Annotated in this window: 16 protein-coding genes; 12 read left to right on the top strand and 4 right to left on the bottom strand. The window is 42.8% G+C overall.

Annotation, left to right across the window (positions count from 1 at the left end; all coding sequences use genetic code 11):
- Window positions 1-176: 176 nt before the first annotated feature.
- The gene (locus GNIT_RS15875) at window positions 177-2081 is read right to left on the bottom strand and encodes a propionyl-CoA synthetase (protein ID WP_014110316.1); all 1905 of its coding nucleotides are present in this window, start codon (window positions 2079-2081) and stop codon (window positions 177-179) included.
- Between the two features lie 242 nt (window positions 2082-2323).
- Between GNIT_RS15875 and GNIT_RS15870 the strand changes: the two genes are divergently transcribed.
- The 6 genes from GNIT_RS15870 (at window position 2324) to GNIT_RS15845 (ending at window position 9526) form a co-directional block, all read left to right on the top strand.
- Window positions 2324-3166: a DMT family transporter gene (locus GNIT_RS15870; protein ID WP_049786947.1), complete on the top strand. Its 843-nt coding sequence runs from the start codon at window positions 2324-2326 to the stop codon at window positions 3164-3166.
- 148 nt (window positions 3167-3314) lie between these two features.
- A complete protein-coding gene (locus tag GNIT_RS15865; RefSeq protein WP_148261729.1) occupies window positions 3315-3662 on the top strand; it encodes a hypothetical protein in 348 nt (115 codons plus the stop codon).
- A gap of 161 nt (window positions 3663-3823) precedes the next feature.
- The gene (locus GNIT_RS17770; RefSeq protein ID WP_158307656.1) at window positions 3824-6073 is read left to right on the top strand and encodes an ABC transporter substrate-binding protein; all 2250 of its coding nucleotides are present in this window, start codon (window positions 3824-3826) and stop codon (window positions 6071-6073) included.
- Window positions 6074-6286: 213 nt separating this feature from the next.
- Window positions 6287-7519: a molybdopterin molybdotransferase MoeA gene (gene moeA / locus GNIT_RS15855; protein WP_014110312.1), complete on the top strand. Its 1233-nt coding sequence runs from the start codon at window positions 6287-6289 to the stop codon at window positions 7517-7519.
- Between the two features lie 6 nt (window positions 7520-7525).
- Entirely contained in the window at window positions 7526-8284 is a 759-nt protein-coding gene (gene moeB / locus GNIT_RS15850) for a molybdopterin-synthase adenylyltransferase MoeB (RefSeq protein ID WP_014110311.1), read from the top strand.
- Between the two features lie 111 nt (window positions 8285-8395).
- A complete protein-coding gene (locus tag GNIT_RS15845; protein ID WP_014110310.1) occupies window positions 8396-9526 on the top strand; it encodes an aminotransferase class V-fold PLP-dependent enzyme in 1131 nt (376 codons plus the stop codon).
- 94 nt (window positions 9527-9620) lie between these two features.
- Here the strand turns inward: GNIT_RS15845 and GNIT_RS15840 are convergent, their stop codons facing one another.
- Complete coding sequence (locus GNIT_RS15840) at window positions 9621-10568, bottom strand: GGDEF domain-containing response regulator (RefSeq protein ID WP_014110309.1); 948 nt, start codon at window positions 10566-10568, stop codon at window positions 9621-9623.
- A 272-nt stretch (window positions 10569-10840) separates the two neighbouring features.
- Here GNIT_RS15840 and speA point away from each other — a divergent pair, with 272 nt between their 5' ends.
- Window positions 10841-12766 (top strand): biosynthetic arginine decarboxylase, encoded by a 1926-nt coding sequence (gene speA / locus GNIT_RS15835; protein ID WP_014110308.1) that lies wholly within the window; start codon window positions 10841-10843, stop codon window positions 12764-12766.
- Between the two features lie 108 nt (window positions 12767-12874).
- Here speA and GNIT_RS15830 read toward each other — a convergent pair whose 3' ends face one another.
- On the bottom strand, window positions 12875-14017 hold the full coding sequence (locus tag GNIT_RS15830; RefSeq protein WP_014110307.1) for a serine hydrolase domain-containing protein: 1143 nt from the start codon (window positions 14015-14017) through the stop codon (window positions 12875-12877).
- Window positions 14018-14222: 205 nt separating this feature from the next.
- Here GNIT_RS15830 and GNIT_RS15825 point away from each other — a divergent pair, with 205 nt between their 5' ends.
- From GNIT_RS15825 to GNIT_RS15815, 3 genes are read left to right on the top strand one after another with little or no spacing between them, the layout of a single operon-like run.
- Complete coding sequence (locus GNIT_RS15825) at window positions 14223-15725, top strand: DNA-3-methyladenine glycosylase 2 family protein (protein ID WP_014110306.1); 1503 nt, start codon at window positions 14223-14225, stop codon at window positions 15723-15725.
- A complete protein-coding gene (locus tag GNIT_RS15820; RefSeq protein ID WP_014110305.1) occupies window positions 15718-16341 on the top strand; it encodes a methylated-DNA--[protein]-cysteine S-methyltransferase in 624 nt (207 codons plus the stop codon). The genes GNIT_RS15825 and GNIT_RS15820 overlap by 8 nt, the downstream gene beginning before the upstream one ends.
- Complete coding sequence (locus GNIT_RS15815; protein ID WP_041246473.1) at window positions 16313-17200, top strand: DMT family transporter; 888 nt, start codon at window positions 16313-16315, stop codon at window positions 17198-17200. Before GNIT_RS15820 ends, GNIT_RS15815 begins: the two co-directional genes overlap by 29 nt.
- Before the next feature lie 24 nt (window positions 17201-17224).
- On the opposite strand, the gene GNIT_RS15810 is transcribed toward GNIT_RS15815, so the two are convergent.
- The gene (locus tag GNIT_RS15810) at window positions 17225-18697 is read right to left on the bottom strand and encodes a cache domain-containing protein (RefSeq protein ID WP_238526911.1); all 1473 of its coding nucleotides are present in this window, start codon (window positions 18695-18697) and stop codon (window positions 17225-17227) included.
- 123 nt (window positions 18698-18820) lie between these two features.
- Here GNIT_RS15810 and glmU point away from each other — a divergent pair, with 123 nt between their 5' ends.
- Together glmU and GNIT_RS15800 are read left to right on the top strand one after the other, a co-directional pair.
- A complete protein-coding gene (glmU, locus tag GNIT_RS15805) occupies window positions 18821-20179 on the top strand; it encodes a bifunctional UDP-N-acetylglucosamine diphosphorylase/glucosamine-1-phosphate N-acetyltransferase GlmU (protein ID WP_014110302.1) in 1359 nt (452 codons plus the stop codon).
- A gap of 86 nt (window positions 20180-20265) precedes the next feature.
- Window positions 20266-21036, top strand: a complete 771-nt coding sequence (locus GNIT_RS15800; protein ID WP_014110300.1) for a DeoR/GlpR family DNA-binding transcription regulator — start codon at window positions 20266-20268, stop codon at window positions 21034-21036.
- The last annotated feature ends 94 nt before the right edge of the window (window positions 21037-21130 follow it).

Below are 21130 nucleotides of genomic sequence, written 5' to 3'. Positions count from 1 at the left end.
CGATTGTTATTTTGTTTGATGTTTCATTTTTGCGTTTTAAAAAGATGGCAAAGTATAAATCCAACGTGTCTTTTTTCCTGCAATGCAGGCAAGCTTGGCAAGAGATTAGTGAGACGGCAGAACTTACTCACTAATCTAAAGCCAGCTTAATAAATTTATGTGTGACGTAAATACAGCTAACAATTCACCGATGGTTTCACCAGATCGTTATCTTGCATGATCGCTTTAATTTCATCGATACTGGCTGGATCATCTATAGTGGAAGGTATCACGAAGGTCTGATCTTCCGCTATTTGTCGCAACAGTTTGCGCAATATTTTGCCCGAACGTGTTTTCGGCAAACGAGGCACAACGAGTACTTGCTTCAAACATGCTAAAGGACCAATTTCATTACGAACCATGGCAACTAACTCCGACTGTAAGTCGACATCACTTATAGTGGAACCATCCTTTAGCAACACTAAACCTACTGGAACTTGACCTTTAAGGCTATCGTAAACGCCAATGACGGTGCACTCCGCTACAGCATCATGGGCGGCTAAAATCTCTTCCATTTCACCGGTAGATAAGCGATGGCCCGCAACATTAATGACATCGTCGGTGCGACCCATGACGAATAGGTAGCCATCCTCGTCTATGTATCCGCCATCTCCAGAACAGTAGTAGCCTGGGTATTCGCTCAGATAACCGGAAGCAAAGCGGTCAAAATCACCCCAAATAGTGGCGAGGCAGCTTGGTGGTAAAGGCAACTTTATTGCAATCGCGCCTTGCGTATTTGGCGGAACTGGGTGCCCGAGAGCATCAAGTATCTGTATGTTAAAACCAGGAACAGGTTTGGTTGCCGAGCCTGGCTTAGTAGGCAATGTTTCAATACCAATTAAGTTTGAAGCAATGGCCCAACCGGTTTCAGTTTGCCACCAATGATCAATAACTGGTTTTCCGGTTTTTTCTTTCGTCCATTCGTAGGTTGGCGGATCGAGCCGCTCACCGGCCATAAACACACTTTCTAAACAGGATAGGTCATATTTTTCGAGTAATTGAGCCTCCGGATCTTCTTTACGAATGGCTCTAAACGCTGTAGGTGCGGCAAAAATGGCTTTTACTTTATACTCTTCAATAACGCGCCAAAATGCACCGGCATCAGGAGTTCTTACCGGCTTACCTTCATAAACTATTGTTGTGCAACCGTGTAATAGTGGGGCATATACAATGTAGGAGTGGCCAACTACCCAGCCCACATCTGATGCCGCCCAGAATACATCGCCGGGCTGCATATTATAGACGGCAGACATTGAGTACTTTAAAGCAACGGCATGTCCACCATTGTCGCGCACCACGCCTTTAGGTTTGCCGGTGGTTCCTGATGTGTACAGCACGTATAAAGGATCTGTTCCACTAACGCTTACGCACTCAGCCGGTTGTGCCGTTTTCATGGCTTCAGCCCAATCAATGTCGCGGCCTTCATGCATGTTCGCAATACACTGCTTGCGTTGCAACAAGACAACTTTTGCTGGTTTATAAGCAGCGAGTTCAATGGCCTTATCGATCATGGGCTTGTATTCGATGATACGGTTTATTTCGATGCCGCACGATGCTGTGATTAACATCTTGGGTTGAGCATCATCAATGCGCACAGCTAGCTCGTGAGCTGAAAATCCACCAAATACGACTGAATGCACCGCTCCGATTCGAGCTGCGGCTAACATCGCTATAACGGCCTCACTGATCATTGGCATGTAGACGACAACGCGATCGCCTTTGCTAACGCCATTGGCTTGTAACAAGCCAGCAAAACGTGAGACTTTGTCTAACAATTCGTTGTAGGTAAGCTGCATTTTTGTGTCAGTAACAGGCGAATCATAGATAAGAGCGGCTTGGTCGCCTCGGCCTTCAGCAACATGATGGTCTAGTGCCATATAGCAAGTATTCATCTCACCGTCGGCAAACCATCGTTTAATACCGTTTTCGTCATCAGACAGTATTTTTTCGGGTGCTTTAAACCAAGGTAGCTGTTTCGCTTTGTCAGCCCAAAACGCTTCTGGATCGTCAATTGATGCTTGATATTCTGTTGCATAAGACATAACTGTTTACCTTCTTAAATTGTTGTCTATGACGGCCTGTGAACTTCGGCTAGCGTCTTAACCTATGGATAACCATAATGCAAAGTTGAAATTAGGGATATGCGACTTCAGTTGGATTTGACGATATTTAATTGCATGCTAGCATCAACACACTAATTCTTGTCGGCAAGACGCTTGTGCTCTCAATACTCAAACCTTTTTATCCTGTCCTATTTTTGCTCGTTTGGAGTGCGGGTTATGCTATGGGAAAACTTGCACTGGTATACACAGAGCCCCTTAATTTGCTGGCTTTTCGTTTCGCAGGTGCGTTCTTAGCGCTCACGCCGTTGGTTATATTATTGCGTTTGCCTATTCCCAATTTTCGAAAATCGTACGCTCTTATGGGAACAGGACTGTTTCTGCACATAGGCCATTTTGGGAGTATTTATGTGGGCATGAAGTTAGGAGCAAGTGCAAGCATTATGGCCTTGTTTGCGGCTTCGCAGCCGGTATTAGTGATTATAGCAAGCGCTCTGCTTGCTCGAAAAATACCTGCTTGGAATGTATGGGCTAGTCTGACGCTAGGACTGTTGGGGGCAACATTAATTATTGGCGTAAATATGCAAGGAAATGAGGGTTACTTGTTAGGCGCCATTCTTGGGTTTACAGCCGTTGTTGGCCTATCTATAGGTCAGGTAATTGAAAAACAGCGTAAATTGGGCGTACATCCGATTGTCGCCACGTGGGTGCAATATGCTTTTGCTTCTGCCATTTCTATACCATTCGCATTTGCCTTTGAAGGACTCGTGTTTGAAAACGCGCTGCCTTTCTGGGGAGCGATGGCATTTTTGATATTTGGTAATTCAATTGTGGGCATCCTTTTGATGTTCACCATGGTAAGACAGGGTTCGATCGCTAAAGTGGCTTCGATTATGTTTATGGTGCCCGCGGTTGGTGCACTCGTAGCGTGGCTGGTTGCCGACGAAGTACCAAAGCTAATAGCAATCCCCGGCTTCATACTCGCAATGCTAGGCGCACTCTGGACGAATAAAATAGCAAACAAGTCCTTAACAGAACCAAAGAAACCAAGGGGCCAGGTTTCTTGAAATAACCACAAATAACAAGGGGCCAGGTTCTTTGATAGCCTCGTTTAATAGCCTTATTCAAAGAACCTGGTCCCTTGTTATTCATGTTACAGCTTCTAAAGAAGTAGCCGATAAATTCAATACCCTAATGATCTTATTGGACATGGCGATGAAACTTCTCTTACTAACCTGCGCTTTATTATTTATAGGAGGCATAGTACCTTCTTACGCTGCGGTTGAGCACCAGAACAATGAGTCGAATGCTGTTGCTGAAAGGCTCGCCTCCAAAGATATTAATGAAGTTGTAGTGATTGCAATGCAGCTGCAGTTGGAGTGTCAAGAACTCAACAGTCAAGACGTCTGCGAAGGTGTAGGAAACATTCTAGCTGTACTTGAAACACGTTTATCTACTTTGCCTGCTGATCATGACAATTCAGTCTTCTTTTTAAAGGGTCTCATGGAGGGCGTTAACGATGCGAATCAAGCTGTAATCGCTCGATTGAAGAAAGCGCCATAGAATGAATTGATGTATTCTTGAGAATATATCGTTAAGCTATGCCTTGAGTTTTGCGGTTCAACGAACCCGGCCCCTTGTTATGGTTCAAGAAACCTGACCCCTTGTTATTTGCTTTTTGGTTATAGATGGACTCAGTGTTGAAGAGATTTTTGGTTTGCCTTTTGATTTTATTTTGTTCTGTTCCGTCGTGGGGGCAGGAGAAAATTGTCCTACAACTAAAGTGGTTTCATCAATTTCAGTTTGCTGGGTATTATGCGGCAAAACAACAGGGTTATTATCGTGATGTTGGGTTAGATGTAGAAATTCGTGAACGTGATCGGTCTACGTCAGCAATAGATGATGTCATCAATGGCATTGCAAGTTATGGCATAGCCGATTCCAGTATTGTTGTGCAACGTATGGAAGGAAAGCCGGTTGTAATAGCCAGTACCATCTACCAAGCCAGCCCTTTAATCTTTCTGTCTTTAGCAGACAAAGCAATCACAAACCCATATGACTTAGCTGGAAAACGCATCATGTTTCAACGTAGCGTTGATGATGCACCGTTGTTAGCTATATTAGAAATGTATGGTATTGATACCTCTGATTACACTTATGTTGAGCATAACTTTGACGATGACTCTTTAATTAACGACGTCACAGATGTCATGTCAGGCTATCGCTCAAACCAACCAATAAAGTATGCGGCAAAAGGTCAAAACATCAATATTATTGACCCAAGTAGCTACGGTGTCGACTTTTATGGTGACTTGATTTTCACTACAGAAAACGAAGTTGAATCAAATTTACCACGCGTTAAAAAGTTTGTTTCAGCCTCAATTAAGGGCTGGATTTATGCGTTGGAAAATCAAGAAGAAATAGCAGATTTATTGATTAATGAATATAAAGTGGAAACCGACAGAGCAGTCATCTTGGCGGAAGCAAAAGAAACCGCCAACATGCTTAAGCATAAAATTGTTGAAATAGGCACCGTGTTCCCCGAACGTTTTGAAAGTATTGCACAAACCTATCGTGACTTAGGCATGGTCGATAAGAAATCCAATATTGATGGGCTTTTTTTAACTGATTATGAAGCATCATCTTTCGAGTTAGATCAGCGCTATATATATGTATTATTAATTTTCTTCATTGCTATCGTGATCTACTCATCACAGCAATATTACTTTAATCGTCGCTTAAGCAAAAAGGTTCATGAACAAACAGTCGCTTTGGGTAACACTAATGAGCAACTTTTGCACAACTTGAAACTGTTAGGGCGAAAGAACAAAGAGCTCGCAATAGCAAAGAATACTGCGGATAACGCAAGTTCAGCAAAATCACTGTTTTTGGCAAATATGAGTCACGAAATACGAACCCCAATGAATGGTATTTTAGGCACGCTGCAATTGTTAAATCAACAACCACAATCTGAAGAAAGCCGCGAGTTTTTGGCTAATGCGGAATTTTCCTCGCGTGCACTCATGACAATCATCAACGACATCCTGGATTTTTCAAAAATTGAAGCAGGAAAGTTAAGTTTAGAAAGCACCCCATTTGACTTAGACAGGATAATAAAAAGTATCGAACAATCGGTGCAAATACAGCTACAAGAGTTGGCTAATACATTGGAAGTGGACCGAAAAGAAAACTATCACCCTTTTTGGGAAGGCGATCCAGTTCGGATCAAACAAATACTGCTGAACCTAGTGTCTAACGCAGCCAAGTTTACAGAACAAGGTAAGGTAAGCATTACGCTAGGACAATCATCAAATGCTAGCTTGGAAATAACAGTGTCAGATACCGGTATTGGTATGTCGGAAGATTATTTACTGAGCCTATTTAGTCGATTTGAACAAGCCGACAGGTCAACCACGAGAAAATATGGCGGTACCGGACTCGGTATGGCAATCACAAAAAGTTTGGTTGATATGATGGGTGGGGATATTCAAGTAAAAAGTGAGTTGGGGAAAGGCTCTACTTTTATGATTCAGTTGCCATTAAAAAAAGAACGTCAGAGTAATATCTCATCCTCAAAAGCGCGAATTATCGACACGCCAAACTTACAAGGCATGAAGGCAGTTTTGGCAGAAGATAATATAATTAATCAGACGGTATTCCTGTCGATGATGAAAGATACGGGCATTGAAATGATGGTTGCTAATAATGGCCGAGAGGCTGTGCTCTTAACCGGGAAATTTCAGCCTGATGTCGTTTTCATGGATATCCAAATGCCAATTATGGATGGCATCGAAGCCTGTACATTAATCAAAAAAATCTATCCTGACATTACCATGATTGCAGTTACAGCGAATGTAATGGATGAAGATATTGAACTCTATAAAGCAACTGGTTTCGAACACTATTTAGCTAAACCGATCGAAATTCCGCTGTTATATCAGTTGTGTTTGCAGCTAAAAGGATCGATGGCTTAGCTTTAAAACGTTTGTTATTCAATATTAGTTGCATGGCTACATATATAAAAATTACGTACCTTAGACTATTAAGCTGCATTTCAGCAAACGACTATTTTTTACCTGTTGAATTCAGTTTCAGTAGCTGTCGAAACATATTCATTTTTTTATCAACATTATCTTAGTGTATAGTAATTACTAGATCTAAAGACTACGTTAACCATAGGCTGAATAATGAATTCTGGATGTGATGCACCGGGCTTAATGCCAATAGAGCAGGCAATGCGCATAATTGCTGACACTATTTCACCGATTACCGATATAACTTTATGTGATTTAGGCGAAGCACTAGATCGTGTCATTGCAAAAGACATTGTTTCCCCTATTAACGTGCCGGCCTATGATAATTCAGCAATGGACGGTTACGCGCTTCGATTTAACGATTACTTGGCATCTAAAACCTTAACATTGGTAGGCAAAAGCTTCGCTGGAACCAAGTTTACAGGGGCGATGCAAGAAGGGGAATGCGTACGTATTATGACCGGGGCTGAAATTCCTGAAGGTGCCGATACTGTTGTAATGCAAGAAAATGCCGTAGCGAATGACAAACAAATTACCTTTAATTCAGCTGGCAAAGGAGATGCAATAAGGCCAGCTGGAGACGACATAAAACAAGGCGATACTATTTTAAAGGTTGGTGATCGCATTAATGCTATCGATATTGGTTTGTTAGCATCCCTCGGGGTTAGCAGTGTTCCGGTTTATCGAAAATTACGTGTTGCGGTTTTTTCAACCGGTGATGAGTTATTGGCCGTAGGTGAGCAGCCACGCAGCGACCGCATATTTGACACCAACCGCCCAATGCTTCTTGCAATGCTTTCAAAGATGGGCGTTGATACCATCGACATGGGGATTATTGAAGATGATAAAGCACAAATAAAAGCCGCATTTGAATATGCGAATCAGCAGGCCGATTGCGTTATTACAAGCGGGGGAGTATCGGTTGGTGAGGCTGACTACACACGTGAAATTTTGGAAGAATATGGCAGTGTCGATTTTTGGAAACTGGCTATAAAACCTGGGAAGCCGCTGGCTTTTGGTCGCCTCCCTAACAGCGTATTTTTTGGTTTGCCTGGCAACCCTGTGTCATCGGCTGTCACCTTCGATCAAATAGCTGCGCCAGCCTTAGCGATCTTAGCAGGGTGTAAAATTCAGGCGCCAGTGCTGCTGCCTGCAATTGCGGCAAGCATATTTAAGAAGCGGCCCGGACGAACGGATTACCAAAGAGCGCATTACTTTATTGATGAAGATGGGCAAGTGAGTGTTGAAACGCTGGGCTCCCAGAGTTCGGGTGTTTTATCTTGCTTTCGAAAAAGTAACTGCTATGCCGTGTTAGAAAGTGAACGAGGTCGCGTTTCTGCAGGAGAAAGCGTTCATATACTCCCTTTTAGTTCGATAGTGAGTTAGTTTTTCATGAAAGATAAAGTGATTACCACTGAGCAGGCCCTTAGGTACAGTCGCCAAATATTGTTATCCGGCTTCGATCTCGACAAGCAAGAAGTGCTTATCAATAGTCGCGTTCTGATAATTGGTGTGGGCGGTTTGGGCTGTGCTGCAGCTCAATACTTAGTTGCGGCGGGTGTTGGTCAATTAACGCTGGTTGACGATGACGTTGTTGAAACCACCAACTTACAGCGGCAAGTATTGCATTTTGAGGAGAACATTGGCGCGAAAAAGGTTGATTCTGCTGTGTCTACCTTAAGCAAAATTAATCACCACGTTGTCCTAAAGGCAATTGACAGTAGGCAAAGCGCTGATGAACTTGAACGGCTAATAGCGGAGCATGATATCGTATTGGATTGTAGCGATAATATAGATACGCGCAATACGCTTAACGACGTCTGTTACACAACAAATATACCCCTTGTATCGGGCGCCGCAATAAGAATGGAAGGTCAAGTATTCTGTGTAATTCCAAAATTAAAGTCGGCCTGCTATCGCTGTGTTAGCCATTTTTTCGGCGAGCAGAATCTGAGCTGCGTAGAATCAGGCGTTATGTCGCCTGTGGTAGGAATTATTGGTGCTACTCAAGCCAATGAAGCAATAAAAATACTAACGGGTTATGGCAACGCTGCAATCAACAAGCTTCAGGTGTTCGACGCAATGGAATCAAGGTGGGAAAGCTTTAAAGTCAATCCGCTACGAGGTTGTAAAGCCTGCTGGCCAAATTAAAGCATACATTTTATGCATTATTTAGGGAGGTAATTTTTTTCCGTTAAGATAAACTCCTATATTTAGTGCGTGCTATTTAACTTTCAAACAATCTAATCTAAGGAGCACCTTTTGCCCGGATTACTTCCCAATATAGATCCCGACGGACTATTAGAATACTCGGTTGTTTATTCTGATCGTTCTTTAAACCATATGTCTAAATCTTTTCAGTCAGTTATGAAGACTATTTCACATGATTTGAAAGGCGTATATAACGCCCACTCAGTTGCAGTGATACCCGGCAGCGGTACTTTTGGTATGGAAGCGGTTGCTCGCCAGTTTGCGACTAACAAAAAAGTACTGGTAGTCCGCAATGGCTGGTTCAGCTACCGGTGGACGCAAATATTTGAAATGGGCAACATTCCCGCCAGTGAAACCGTGCTCAAAGCGAGAACTAGCTCAGCCGATCCGCAGGCGCCATTCGCTCCGCCGCCAATCGATGAAGTTGTCGCTAGTATTCATCAGAATAAGCCTGACGTAGTTTTCGCGCCGCATGTTGAAACTTCGGCCGGCATTATACTTCCAGACGATTATCTACGAGAAATAGCAAAAGCCGTGCACGAAGTGGGCGGACTGTTTGTGCTTGATTGCATTGCCTCAGGCACTGTTTGGGTTGATATGCAGGCGACAGGCGTTGATTTGTTAATTAGTGCCCCACAAAAAGGTTGGAGCGCATCTCCGTGTTGTGCACTTGTTATGTTAAGTGAGCTAGCACGACAGCGCATAGAAAATACGACTAGCAGCAGCTTTGCGTGTGACCTGAAAAAATGGTTGCAGATTATGGAAACTTACGAGAATGGTGGACACGCATATCATGCAACGATGCCAACAGACAGCCTCACACGCTTCAGTGAAATTATGCAAGAAACCAAACACTATGGTTTTGAAAAAGTGTGTAATGAACAGTTGGACTTAGGTAAGCAAGTGCGGGCTTTATTGTCGAAAAAAGGATTCAAAAGTGTTGCAGCCGAAGGCTATGAGGCACCGGGTGTGGTTGTAAGTTATACGCAAGACTCGGAATTTCAAAATGGCAAAAAATTCGCAGATGTTGGCTTGCAAATAGCAGCAGGTGTGCCACTTCAGTGCGACGAGCCTGCAGATTTTAAGACTTTCCGCATTGGCCTCTTTGGCTTGGAGAAGCTGCATAATACGGCGCTCACGCTAAAAAATCTTGAGCAAGCTTTAGATAAAATAATGTCATGATCGTTGATTGGGATCCTCAATTGCGCTGAGGGTTCCTCTTATCTTTAGTTACGTATCATATTTGGCTGCTCGCCTTTTAGCGGAATGAAACGACTTATTCTGTGACCCCAATAATGCCCTTTACTGCGCATATCTTACCTTTTCCGTTTTCTTGCGCTTCAAACATGGCATTTTCTACCGCCCAAAATAAAGCTTCAGACGAACCGCCGCCAGCAGGAGCCGCAACTGCATAACCAATGGTACAACTCAAGTGAGTTCCCGTGGTTACCACTTTATCGTTCTCGAATTGACTCATTATCTGTTTAGCTTTGAGTGTTGCACCTTCGTGACCGCAATCAGACAGCAAAATAGCAAACTTGTCATTGGCCAGTGTAGCGACCAAATCACCCGGTCGATTTCCTGCCGACGTTAAACCATCAGCAACGGCTGCTATTGTTGCAAAATACTTATCACTGCCGCCGACCTCTCGAATCTTTTCAAGATTGTCTAAGCGTATTACTAATAGAGTCACATGATGCCAATACCTAGCGCAACGTGCCCACTCAACTATTAACACTTCTTGAAATTTGGAGGCATTCGGTAAATGAGTCAGTGGGTCAATAAAAATAAGAGACTCGAGCTTTTTAGTTTTGCGATACAAAGCCATATGTCTACGTAAGCGCGCAATCAGCTCACTCATTACCGGTGGTTTTGAAATGAAGTCTGCGCCACCGTGTTCGAATGCTTGAGATTTTATGGTTGGCCCGGTTAATGATGAAACAAAAATGATGGGAACATCCTGAATAAACTGGGTTTCTTTAATTCTGGTGCAAAGCTGCAATCCGTCTTCGTTAGGTGTCATAATATCGAGTATGATTGCGTCGGGAAGCGGCGCGCTATTGAGCAGCTCCCAAGCTGTGCGTGCATTAGAAGAAAAAGAGACATCAAATTCTTGACCCAAGCTATTCAGATAGAGCTTTAACTCAATCTCGCTGTCATTAATAACGAGCACTCTATAGTTGGATTGCTCGACTATATTTTCTTTATACAATGCGTTGCCCATTTGAATACTTATACCAATTTTATACGGTTAGCTTAAGCAATGACGGCTAACAACTTCTCGTGTCTAGTAGAAGTTTTTACTATTACCTGACTTTTTGCAATATAACATTCTTTTAACAATATATTTACACTTTAATCTTTACGCAACAAGAACAAATAAAACAGTAAAAAAATTAGTAACACAGCCAAACTTCATTATAATACGCGCCCTACCTTTTTTAGGGATTGGGATTTCTTTTTTGTTTATTTTGATTTTGATGGGGTAACGCTGTTATGACAACAAATAATGTTGAATGGTCGATTGAAGATGCTGAGCGCGTCTACGGCGTATCCAGTTGGGGTGGTGGCTATTTTAAAATAGGCGAAAATGGCAACATCCAGGTTTCCCCTGATCCCAAAAATCCAAATATTCGAATTGACTTTAAGTCAGTGGTTGATGAGATTGCTCAAGAGGGTATTCAATTTCCAGTCGTTATTCGTTTCCACGACATTTTGCGCTCGCAGGTTGTCGGCATTAACGAGTGCTTTAACCAAGTTATTGCTGATGCGAAGTATAAAGGCAAATACAACGGTGTTTACCCAATCAAAGTTAACCAAACACGAGAAGTCGTTGAAGAGATTGTAGACGCTGGCGCACCCTATGATTATGGCCTTGAAGCAGGATCGAAATCTGAACTATTAGCCGTGCTCGCCTACAACACGAATGCTAACTCGCTCACCATTCTAAATGGTTATAAAGACGAAGAGTTCATTCGCTTATCGCTACTCGGTAGAAAGTTAGGCCGTAAAGTGGTCGTCGTTATCGAAAAGTATTCCGAACTACACTTGTTGATCAGAATATCAAAAGAATTAAACATTGAACCTATCATTGGTTTGCGTTCAAAAATGACCGCGCTAGGCAAAGGTAAGTGGCAGGGTTCGAGCGGTGATAGAGCTAAGTTTGGGCTTACTATTCCCGAAATCATCAATGCCGCAAAGCTTCTTGAAAAAGAAGGCATGGCCCATACTCTTAAGTTGTTGCACTTCCACATTGGCAGTCAGCTGACAGATATCCGTGCAATCAAAGACGCGGTGAACGAAAGTGCACGTATTTACGCCGAACTGCATAAAATGGGTTTTGCCCTTGAGTATGTAGACGTTGGTGGTGGTTTGGGCATAGATTACGATGGTAGTAAGTCAACCAACGATTCGTCTCGCAACTACAGCTTGCATGAATATGTCGCTGATGTTGTATACGGTATGAAGGAAGTATGTGACCTTGAAGGTGTACCGCATCCTAATTTGGTAACGGAAAGTGGACGAGCAATTACCGCTCACCATAGCTGTGTTGTAACTGAAATTGTTGGTGAAATTAAAGCTGATGGCGCAATGCTGGATACATCAAAGACCGAAGGTGAGCATGTATTGCTAAAGAATATGCGCGAACTACTGGAGTACTGGAATGACGAACAAAATCTTCAAGAAGTCTATAACGATGCGTCTGAATGGAAAGAAAAGGCGGTCAGTGCGTTTAAACTTCGCGTTGTATCATTAGAAGAACTTGGCAAGATTGAAACTTTGTACTGGCAAGTTATGCGCCGCTTGCAAGTATTCTATCGTGACGTTGAATTTGTACCAGAAGGCTTGCAGCATTTAGATTTTTCATTGTCGTCTCAGTACTTGTGTAACTTTTCAATTTTTCAATCGGCAGCAGATACATGGGCCATTGACCAATTAATTCCTGTTGTACCGATAGCAGGCATGCATAAAAAACCCGATATCAACTGCTCGATAGTTGACATTACTTGCGATAGCGACGGCAAAATTGATCAGTTTATTGTTGACCGTCAATTGCAAAACATCATGCCGATTAGCTCATTAGAGCCAGGCGAAAAAGCGCATTTGGGCTTGTTCTTAACAGGCGCTTATCAAGACGTTATGGGCGACATGCACAACTTGTTTGGTCGTGTGAATGAAGTGCATATCTTCAGTGACGACGATGATCCAGAAGATTTCTATATTGAAGAATTCGTTGCAGGTTCATCGGTACAAGATGTATTAACGATTATGCAGTATCACCCAAGTGCAATGGCAATTGATGTGAAAAAACAGATCGATAAAGAAGTTGCTAATGGCCAAATTCCGCCGCGCGAAGGCGTTAAATGGACTGACTTCTATGAGAATTGCTTGAAGGGATACACCTACCTGAAAACGTCGTAATAGACTCTTAGCAAGAACTCGGGGTTTCTGAGTTCTTGCTAACAATTTCTCACTCAATAACGACTGATGTCACCATCGACAAACAGCTCATTGAAGCTACTGCGTCAATCAATCCACTCCTACTAATGCATCAGACTGATGCGCTTCTATCTGTTTCTTCCAAAACGTCGCTGTTAGCTCATTGATTGCATTGGATTCTGCATTCATCAGCAAAGCATAGCCAACACCTAACTCTGGTGAGAAGGCGACATCAGCACGGTAACCTTGCACCCAGCCACCGTGATAAATAATTTCAATATCATCAACGTTATAAATGCGCCATCCCAAACCGTAGTGAGCATCTTTTAATTGCTTCTTCCATTCTCGGCGATACATTTCGCGCTTTGTTTTAACTCTTGTTTTGATTAGCGAATCAACCATGCTCTTATCGATAATATCGGGGTATTCTAGCAGCATCGCCTTGAGCCAAATTTCCATGTCGGCGGCACTTGCATTAACACCGGCGGCAGGAGAATATTTGTAATAGTTGTTTTTAACGCGAACGCTCACCCATTTGTTTTTATCGATAGCGGCATGCGGCTTCGCCCACTTCTTTGACGCCATCAACGCTTTGCGGCCTACGCTTGCGGTAGGCATTTTTAGAGGCGTAATAATGCTATTGGTTATTTCCTCTGCAAACGTGGTTTTTTGCTGGCGATAATACTCTTCAAGCACCCCGAAAAATGTATTTTGATAGGTGTAGCAAATACCTGGCTTACATAACGAATCTAGCTTTTCCAGATGGTGCAGCACGCGCGGCAGTTTATAATTAGCTTCAATTAAATTATCGTAGGCATTGGGGATGAAACCAGTAGACTGACCAATGATGTGCTGCAATAGAATAGGAGTGTCGGTGTAATTATCAAACTTATAATCGGGCAGCAATTCCTGCAAAGAGTTTTGCCAAGTTAGCTTCTTCTCTTTAACTTGCTTCGCCATAAATACAGCGGTAAATGTTTTTGAGACTGAAGCTAAGCGAAACACCGTCTCTTTATCGATTAAGGTGCCTGACTTTTCGGTTTTGCCGTAAAACTCAAATCGCGTCGGTTCATTTGGCGCAACCATCACAAACGCAAGACCTGGTAGCTTTTTTTTCTTTGCTGTCGCTTTCATTTCTTTAGCAAAATCGTCCACCCAAGTGTCAGCCCAAACAGGCAGAGAGAGTAGCGTAAATAGGGATGTTAAGATGAGCGCCGATTTAGAAAATTGCAAACTTTACCACTTTTATTATTTTTGAGAGTCTATTATCGGCTAATAGACACTTCGAATTCAACCTAAGTTCAATTTATGAACAAATCAAGGCTCTAAGCCTATGACTTGTTCCGAAAACAACGTGTTTTAATTCATATTCTCGGTAAACTGTAGGCATATCTGAATAAAACAATTGAATGCTATATTCTTCAAGAGCATGGAAATTATGTTGAACCTACCTATTCCTATTATTCAAAAAGCGCGTATCGCGAGAGATCCGCGTTTTGATGGATTATTTTTTATCGGAGTAAAGACAACAGGTATTTTCTGCCGTCCAATTTGCAAAGCGCGTATGCCTTTAGAGAAAAACGTCGCGTATTATAATAATGCGATCACTGCTATGAATGCTGGGTTTCGACCTTGTTTAATGTGTCGTCCCGACAGTGCCCCAGGTTCTTATGCTTGGAAGGGCGTTGAAACTACGGTTGAACGCGGTGTGAAATTGCTCAGCGCACACCTTTCACTAAGTATTGCTGAAATTGCTGATAAGCTTGGTATTAGCACCCGCTATTTTACCAAGTTGTTCGAACAGCATTTACAGATTTCGCCCAAGCGCTATCAGTTACTTACTCGCTTACTTTTTGCCAAGCAGTTGCTGCACGAGTCAAGTTTACCGATAGAGCAGGTTGCGCAGGCCTGTGGATTCAATGCAGCTAAGCCCTTGCAGCATCACATGAAGCTAAATACAGGCCTTACGCCAAGTCAAATTAGGCGCTCCAACAGGGCAAAAGCAGAGACAGAAGCAAGTAAGGTAACGATTCACCTATCTTACAGGCCGCCCTATCAATGGCAGCATATTCGAGATTTTTTTAAACTGAGACAAATTGAATCGAATGAAAAAGTAGAAAACGATAGTATTTGCAAAGTGCTTCGCTTTGGAGAAAGTCGCGTTTTGTTTCACGCTGTCCATCAGCCTGAGAAAAACCGCTTTGAAGTTACTTTCTCACTAACAGATTTACGTTTACTCAAGACCGGCATTGCGTCCTTGAAAAAAATGCTAGATTTGAACTGCGAACCAAACGCAATTCATGACGCATTAATACAAGCAGGAATGCCACCGCAGAATGTTTTAAATGGCCTTCGATTACCAGGCATCATCGATAAGTTCGAGGCAGGATGTCGAGCGATTGTCGGACAACAAGTCAGTGTAAAAGCCGCCATCGGACAATTAAACCTACTACAAAACACCCTCAACAAAAACCAAAAAAACAAGGGGCCAGGTTCCTTGAAAAATGCTCCGCACCCGGATAGCAATCAAGTAGCCTTCGAATCGCTGGGACTCATTGGTTTTGTCACGGCAAAACAAGTTGCTGAGGCAGATTTGTCTTTTTTGAAAATGCCCAATGCTCGCAAGGAGACCCTCAAGGCCTTTGCGCAGTTTATGTTAGAACAACCTGAAGCAAGCATAGATGAGTGGCTGCATATTAAAGGCATCGGCGCATGGACCGTTAATTACGTTACGATGCGCACTAGCGACAGTCCAGACACCTTTTTAGCAACGGACTTAGTGGTTAAAAACCAAATTAAACAATTAGCCGATAGGCAGGTTGGCGTGAAACAGGAATTGGCTGCCCCATGGCGAAGCTACCTTACTTTGAGCCTTTGGAATTTATCTAATGGTGCGCCAACTCCTTCAGAAAACGTAAAAAAGGAAGCGCTATATGAATAAGAAGAGGATGGGTAATCCGCAGCTAAGTGCTATCAATGCGCGTGATTTGCAAACGCGTGATTTGCAAACGCGTGATTTACAAACGCAGCATAGTCAAACAAACTATCCTCAATATGCTCATCTATATAAAAGCATCGTAGAGACGCCGCATGGTTTTCTAAGCGTTTTTGCCACTGAGAATGCGGTAAAAGCAATTGATTTTAATGATACTCATCCGTTTTGTAATGAAAATAAAATATCAAAGCTTGCAGCCAAACAGCTATCAGAATACATTGCTCATCAGCGCGAATGTTTTGATTTGCCGCTCGACCCTGATGGCACCGATTTTCAAAAAAATGTTTGGCAAGCTTTGCTCGATGTTCCGTTCGGAGCGACCGCAAGTTATCTCGATATTGCAATAGCCGTAGGCAACAAAAAAGCCTGCCGCGCAGTTGGGGCAGCAAACGGAAAAAATCCAATACCCATTGTTATTCCTTGTCATCGAATAATTGGAACAAATGGTAAACTCACTGGGTATGCCGGTGGTTTAACACGCAAAACATATTTACTTGCTCTTGAAGCTGAGACAAGTTCGTTAAAGCAAAAGGATGAAATTGAAAACTTCTCACTTAATTGAATTGCTAGTTTTAGGCGCAATTTGGGGCGCTTCATTTATGTTAATGAAGTCGACAGTGCCGGCTTTCGGTGTTTTCGCTCTGGTTGAAGTGCGGGCAACCTTAGCTGCTTTATTTTTGCTGCCAGTCGTTTATTTTACTCGCCAGTGGGCTGACCTTTCTGGCAATTGGGCGAAGCTACTTTTCGTTGGCGCAATCAATACCGCCATTCCATTTAGTTTATTTGCTTATACCAGCGTGCATTTGGATGCCGGTTTAACTTCAATACTCAACGCTACAGCACCAATGTTTGGCGCTGTCATAGCCTATTTCTATTTGCAGGATCGGATTGGTGTACACGGCGTTATCGGCACTTTTCTGGGCTTCTTAGGTGTGGTGATTATCAGTCAAGATACGCAATCTGCAAGCCCAGTAACACTACTGCCCGTGTTAACTGCATTAGCCGCCACTTGCTGCTATGGAATAGCAGCTTGTTTTATGAAAAAACATTTAAGCGGCGTAAAACCTTTTGCGATTGCCGCAGGAAGTCAGGTTTTCGCTGCATTATTACTATTTCCTTTCGCTCTATACGCTTGGCCTGACGTTAACCCAGATGCCGGTACTTGGGGTGCCGCTTTGGTTTTAGCTCTGGTTTGTACCGGGGTTGCTTACATTATGTACTTTGACTTGATTGCTAAAGTTGGAGCATCGCAAGCTATGACGGTTGGCTATCTGGTGCCTATGTTTGGTATTTTGTGGGGCATGGTTGTATTGGGCGAGGTGCTTTCAAATTACGCCATGATAGGCGGAAGCTTGATTATTATTGGGGTGATGATTACCACGGGTATTTTGAAACGCCGGCGTGCAAAGATCAATCTATGAGTTGCCTTTGCGCTTCCTGTTCAATTAAAAGTCGACAACATTATTTAACTTGCCGACGGTTTTCAGATTATCCAACGCAGGTTTCAAGCGCAAAATTGCCGAAATAAAACTGTCCTCTTCGCTCAGTTTCACCTTGCAGGTAGAAAACTTTAGCACCTCTTGCTGTTTCTCACATTCGGTTTGAATGGTGGCTAAACCATGGCGGATGTTTTCCATAAATCTTTTGCTTTCATCGTCATTTGTTTTTTGTAGCAAGATAAGCCACTGGCTTTCATTCACCTTTCCAAACTCACTTTCAGTATTGAGTTTTTGTACTGATTCCAGCAAAAACTCTGAAATTTTAGTTCCCACACCGGTTAGCACCGGCAAATTTTTCGTGGTAATTGGCCGCTGATAAAAGTCATTGAGTTGAATAAGCAATAAATATGCATCGTCCTCATACGCCCTAGAGTCGATGACGTATTTTATTTTTTCATCAGAAGGCATCTTGCAATAGGGCAAAACGAGTTCGTCGGTCTGTATGTCTTTTCGGAAGTAATATAAAAGATTATATATAATTAAGAACAATATAAAGATAACCGCTAGAACAGTAATAGCGGAGAACATAAAACCGCTGCTAATTTCAATCTGCTTTTCATTCAACGGTGACATTAAGAGCATTGTCCAGTTGAATAAATCAAGATTAACCTGAGCGACTAAAATATCTTGCTCATTGATATTCACTAACTCATTGTTAATGTCCTCAACTGGGGCATCTTTCGTCAACGCAAGCTTGGAATCAACACCCATTTTTTTGATTGTTTGTTGATACCATGGGGTATCTTTGAGGTTATTGAATTTCGAGTTGCTAGCGTTAAGCGCGGGATCAGATGAAAGCATCACTCTGCCTGTTGGATCAACAAAAATGAAGTCGTTGCCATATGTTGCTTTATGCTTTTCAAATACGTCGATGAACTGTGCCAGACTTTTTGCTACGCCGAAGAATCCAATGAATTGATTATTTTCATCAAATATTTTGATGTCGATATAAAAGTGTGTGTCTTCCCACTTGCCGATATCTCCGACTGACGTTTCAGGACGGTCGCGAAATTTAAAGTACCAATTTACGTCGCCTTCAACGAGATTAATGCTAGTACCGTCGGAGTTATATTGCGTGCGCTGCTTTTCGAGTGCAACGAAAAATCCCATATTAAACTCTTGCTCGAGTCGTTTGAGCGTTGCAAATATCTTTTTCTCATTGAAGCTAGCATCATTAGCAGCAGAAAACTGCATGATTTCACGAAGCTCTTGAGATTTGCTTAATGTTTCAGCGACATGCAGCGGTTCAATTACCTGTTTAATAACAAGTTTAACTGCTGGTGATAGGGATTCTTGATGTGAGCGACTTTGTTCAGCGACTATTTTAGTAATACTGAAGTGAATCAGTGTCACCAAAGAGACAACGACAACAGCAAACAAAACTAAGATACTACGATGAAGTGTTCGAAAAATATTCATTATTTTAGCGTAAGTTAACATCCTGTTAGTTGCTCAGTAGCATAGTCCAAATAGTGAGCAAAGTCTACTGACAAGCCGTTTTCAGTTAGATACACTATGCGCCAAATTAGAAAGGAATTAGCTATGTCACTGAGCATTATCATCCTTGCAGCAGGCAAGGGAACAAGAATGAAGTCGTCGTTACCTAAAGTATTGCACCCGATTGCGGGCAAGCCTATGGTTGAGCATATTATTAATGCAGCGAAAGAGCTTGATTGCTCCAATATCAACCTTGTTTATGGACATGGCGCAGATTTGCTCGAAAAAGCGCTTGGCCATCACCAAGTCAACTGGTGCTTGCAGGCTGAACAACTTGGCACGGGCCATGCGGTAAAGCAGGCGGCAGGGCATATTCAAGATGATGAGGACGTGATGATCCTTGTTGGCGATGCTCCGCTTATCAGCAGTGAAACGTTAAAACGCCTCGTTGAAGCAAAGGCACATGCTGATTTGGCTTTATTGACCGTGCACTTGGATGATCCAACAGGCATGGGGCGCATCATTCGTGAGGGTGACAACATTACCGCTATTGTTGAACATAAAGATGCCAGCGATGCACAGCGCGAAATTACCGAAATCAATACAGGTATGATGCTGATGTCTGGCAAAGATCTAAAACGTTGGTTAGGCAATTTGTCCAACAACAATTCCCAAGGCGAATATTACCTGACTGACGTTATCGAAATGGCAGCTAAAGAAGGTAAGACTATACGCGCAGCCCACCCAGTTTGGGAGCGCGAAGTAGAAGGTGTGAATAATCGCGTTCAGCTATCGTCTTTAGAATCGGCGTATCAATTTCGTAATGCAGAACTGTTGATGACAGCTGGCGTAAGTTTAGCGGATCCACGCCGCATTGATGTGCGCGGTAAGTTGACCGTTGGTCAAGATGTCAGTATCGACATTAACGCGATATTTGAAGGCGAAGTTGAGATTGGCAACAATGTGGTTATTGGTCCTAATTGCGTATTTAAAAACTGTAAAATTGGTGATGGCACTCGCATTGAAGCGTTTTCTTTAGTGGAAGATGCTGTTGTTTCTCAAAACTGCAATGTTGGCCCTTATGCGCGACTTCGCCCTGGCGCTGATTTGCACAACGGCGCAAAAGTAGGCAACTTCTGTGAAGTGAAAAAATCCGTTATTGGTGAAGGTTCAAAAGTGAACCACTTAACTTACATTGGCGACGCCCATATTGGTAAAGGCGTAAACATAGGTGCAGGCACTATTACCTGTAACTACGATGGGGTGAATAAATTCAAAACCAACATTGCTGACGGCGTATTTGTGGGCAGCAATAGCTCTCTGGTTGCCCCCGTTAGTATCGGCGAAAATGCGACCATAGGGGCTGGCTCTGTTGTCACCAAGGACGTCAATGCCGATGAACTTGCTATTGCGAGGGGCAAGCAGCGCGCAATAACGGGTTGGGAACGCCCCAAGAAAAAGTAAAATAGACTATTAAATAGCCTTAAAGTTTGCAAATCGAAATTTAATTAATATAATACCTTTCGGTTTGAAACTTAAGGCTTCCGATTTTGCAGAAACGAAACACACAGCAACGCCGTCGCGCGATAATAGAAACACTGAATGAGCGTGGTGAAGTTGCTGTCGATGCCCTAGCCAAAGTATTTTCAACGTCAGAAGTTACGATTAGAAAAGACCTCGCGGAGCTTGAAAACAACGGATTGCTGTTGCGCAGGTTTGGTGGCGCCGTTTTACTTCCCAAAGAATCTTCTGAACTTTCATCTGAAAAGCTTTCGAGTCGAAAGTTGGCTATTTCCGCTCTAGCAGCAACACTCATTCAAGATCATAACCGAATTATTATCGATGGCGGCAGCACAACCTCAGCTTTATTGCCGCATTTACCCAAAAAGATGGGGCTGCTGGTCATGACCAACTCACTGCATGTTGCGAACACCTTACTTGAAGGTGAAAACGAACCCCAGGTATTGATGACCGGTGGCACTTGGGATGCACAGTCTCACTCGTTCCAAGGACAAATGGCGGAGAACATGCTTAGGGCTTATAATTTTGACCAAGCATTTTTAGGCGCCGCAGGCCTCGATATTAGGCGTGGCTCGACTACGTTCAATGAATTAACTTCCTTGAGCAGAACAATGGCCGAAGTATCAAAGCAAGTTATCGTGCTGGCTGAATCTGAAAAATTAGAAAGAAAAATACCCAATGTGGAATTGCCATGGTCGCACATATCCATTTTGGTGACCGATGAAGGCCTCGATAAAGAAGCCAAGCAAGAGATAGAAAAACAGGGCGTGACAGTAATGTGTGCGTCTTATACCGATTAAACTATTTTATTTAAAACTTTTATACAAAACTTTTATACAAGAGCTGCGCTTCTTGTCGTTGTTTTCAAACATTCGATGAATAACGAAGAAGACA

Origin of the sequence: Glaciecola nitratireducens FR1064, assembly GCF_000226565.1 — a bacterium.
Classification (GTDB): domain Bacteria; phylum Pseudomonadota; class Gammaproteobacteria; order Enterobacterales; family Alteromonadaceae; genus Glaciecola; species Glaciecola nitratireducens.
The sequence above is the reverse complement of the archived record's forward strand: the minus strand, read 5'-3'. Positions and strand labels throughout refer to the sequence as shown.

Excerpts from the sequence above, each read along its gene's own strand:
- GNIT_RS15875 (WP_014110316.1), bottom strand. The coding sequence starts at position 2,081 with ATGTCTTATGCAACAGAATATCAAGCATCAATTGACGATCCAGAAGCG.
- GNIT_RS15870 (WP_049786947.1), top strand. The coding sequence starts at position 2,324 with ATGGGAAAACTTGCACTGGTATACACAGAGCCCCTTAATTTGCTGGCT.
- GNIT_RS15865 (WP_148261729.1), top strand. The coding sequence starts at position 3,315 with ATGAAACTTCTCTTACTAACCTGCGCTTTATTATTTATAGGAGGCATA.
- moeA (WP_014110312.1), top strand. The coding sequence starts at position 6,287 with ATGAATTCTGGATGTGATGCACCGGGCTTAATGCCAATAGAGCAGGCA.
- moeB (WP_014110311.1), top strand. The coding sequence starts at position 7,526 with ATGAAAGATAAAGTGATTACCACTGAGCAGGCCCTTAGGTACAGTCGC.
- GNIT_RS15840 (WP_014110309.1), bottom strand. The coding sequence starts at position 10,568 with ATGGGCAACGCATTGTATAAAGAAAATATAGTCGAGCAATCCAACTAT.
- speA (WP_014110308.1), top strand. The coding sequence starts at position 10,841 with ATGACAACAAATAATGTTGAATGGTCGATTGAAGATGCTGAGCGCGTC.
- GNIT_RS15825 (WP_014110306.1), top strand. The coding sequence starts at position 14,223 with ATGTTGAACCTACCTATTCCTATTATTCAAAAAGCGCGTATCGCGAGA.
- GNIT_RS15820 (WP_014110305.1), top strand. The coding sequence starts at position 15,718 with ATGAATAAGAAGAGGATGGGTAATCCGCAGCTAAGTGCTATCAATGCG.
- GNIT_RS15815 (WP_041246473.1), top strand. The coding sequence starts at position 16,313 with ATGAAATTGAAAACTTCTCACTTAATTGAATTGCTAGTTTTAGGCGCA.
- GNIT_RS15810 (WP_238526911.1), bottom strand. The coding sequence starts at position 18,697 with ATGAATATTTTTCGAACACTTCATCGTAGTATCTTAGTTTTGTTTGCT.
- glmU (WP_014110302.1), top strand. The coding sequence starts at position 18,821 with ATGTCACTGAGCATTATCATCCTTGCAGCAGGCAAGGGAACAAGAATG.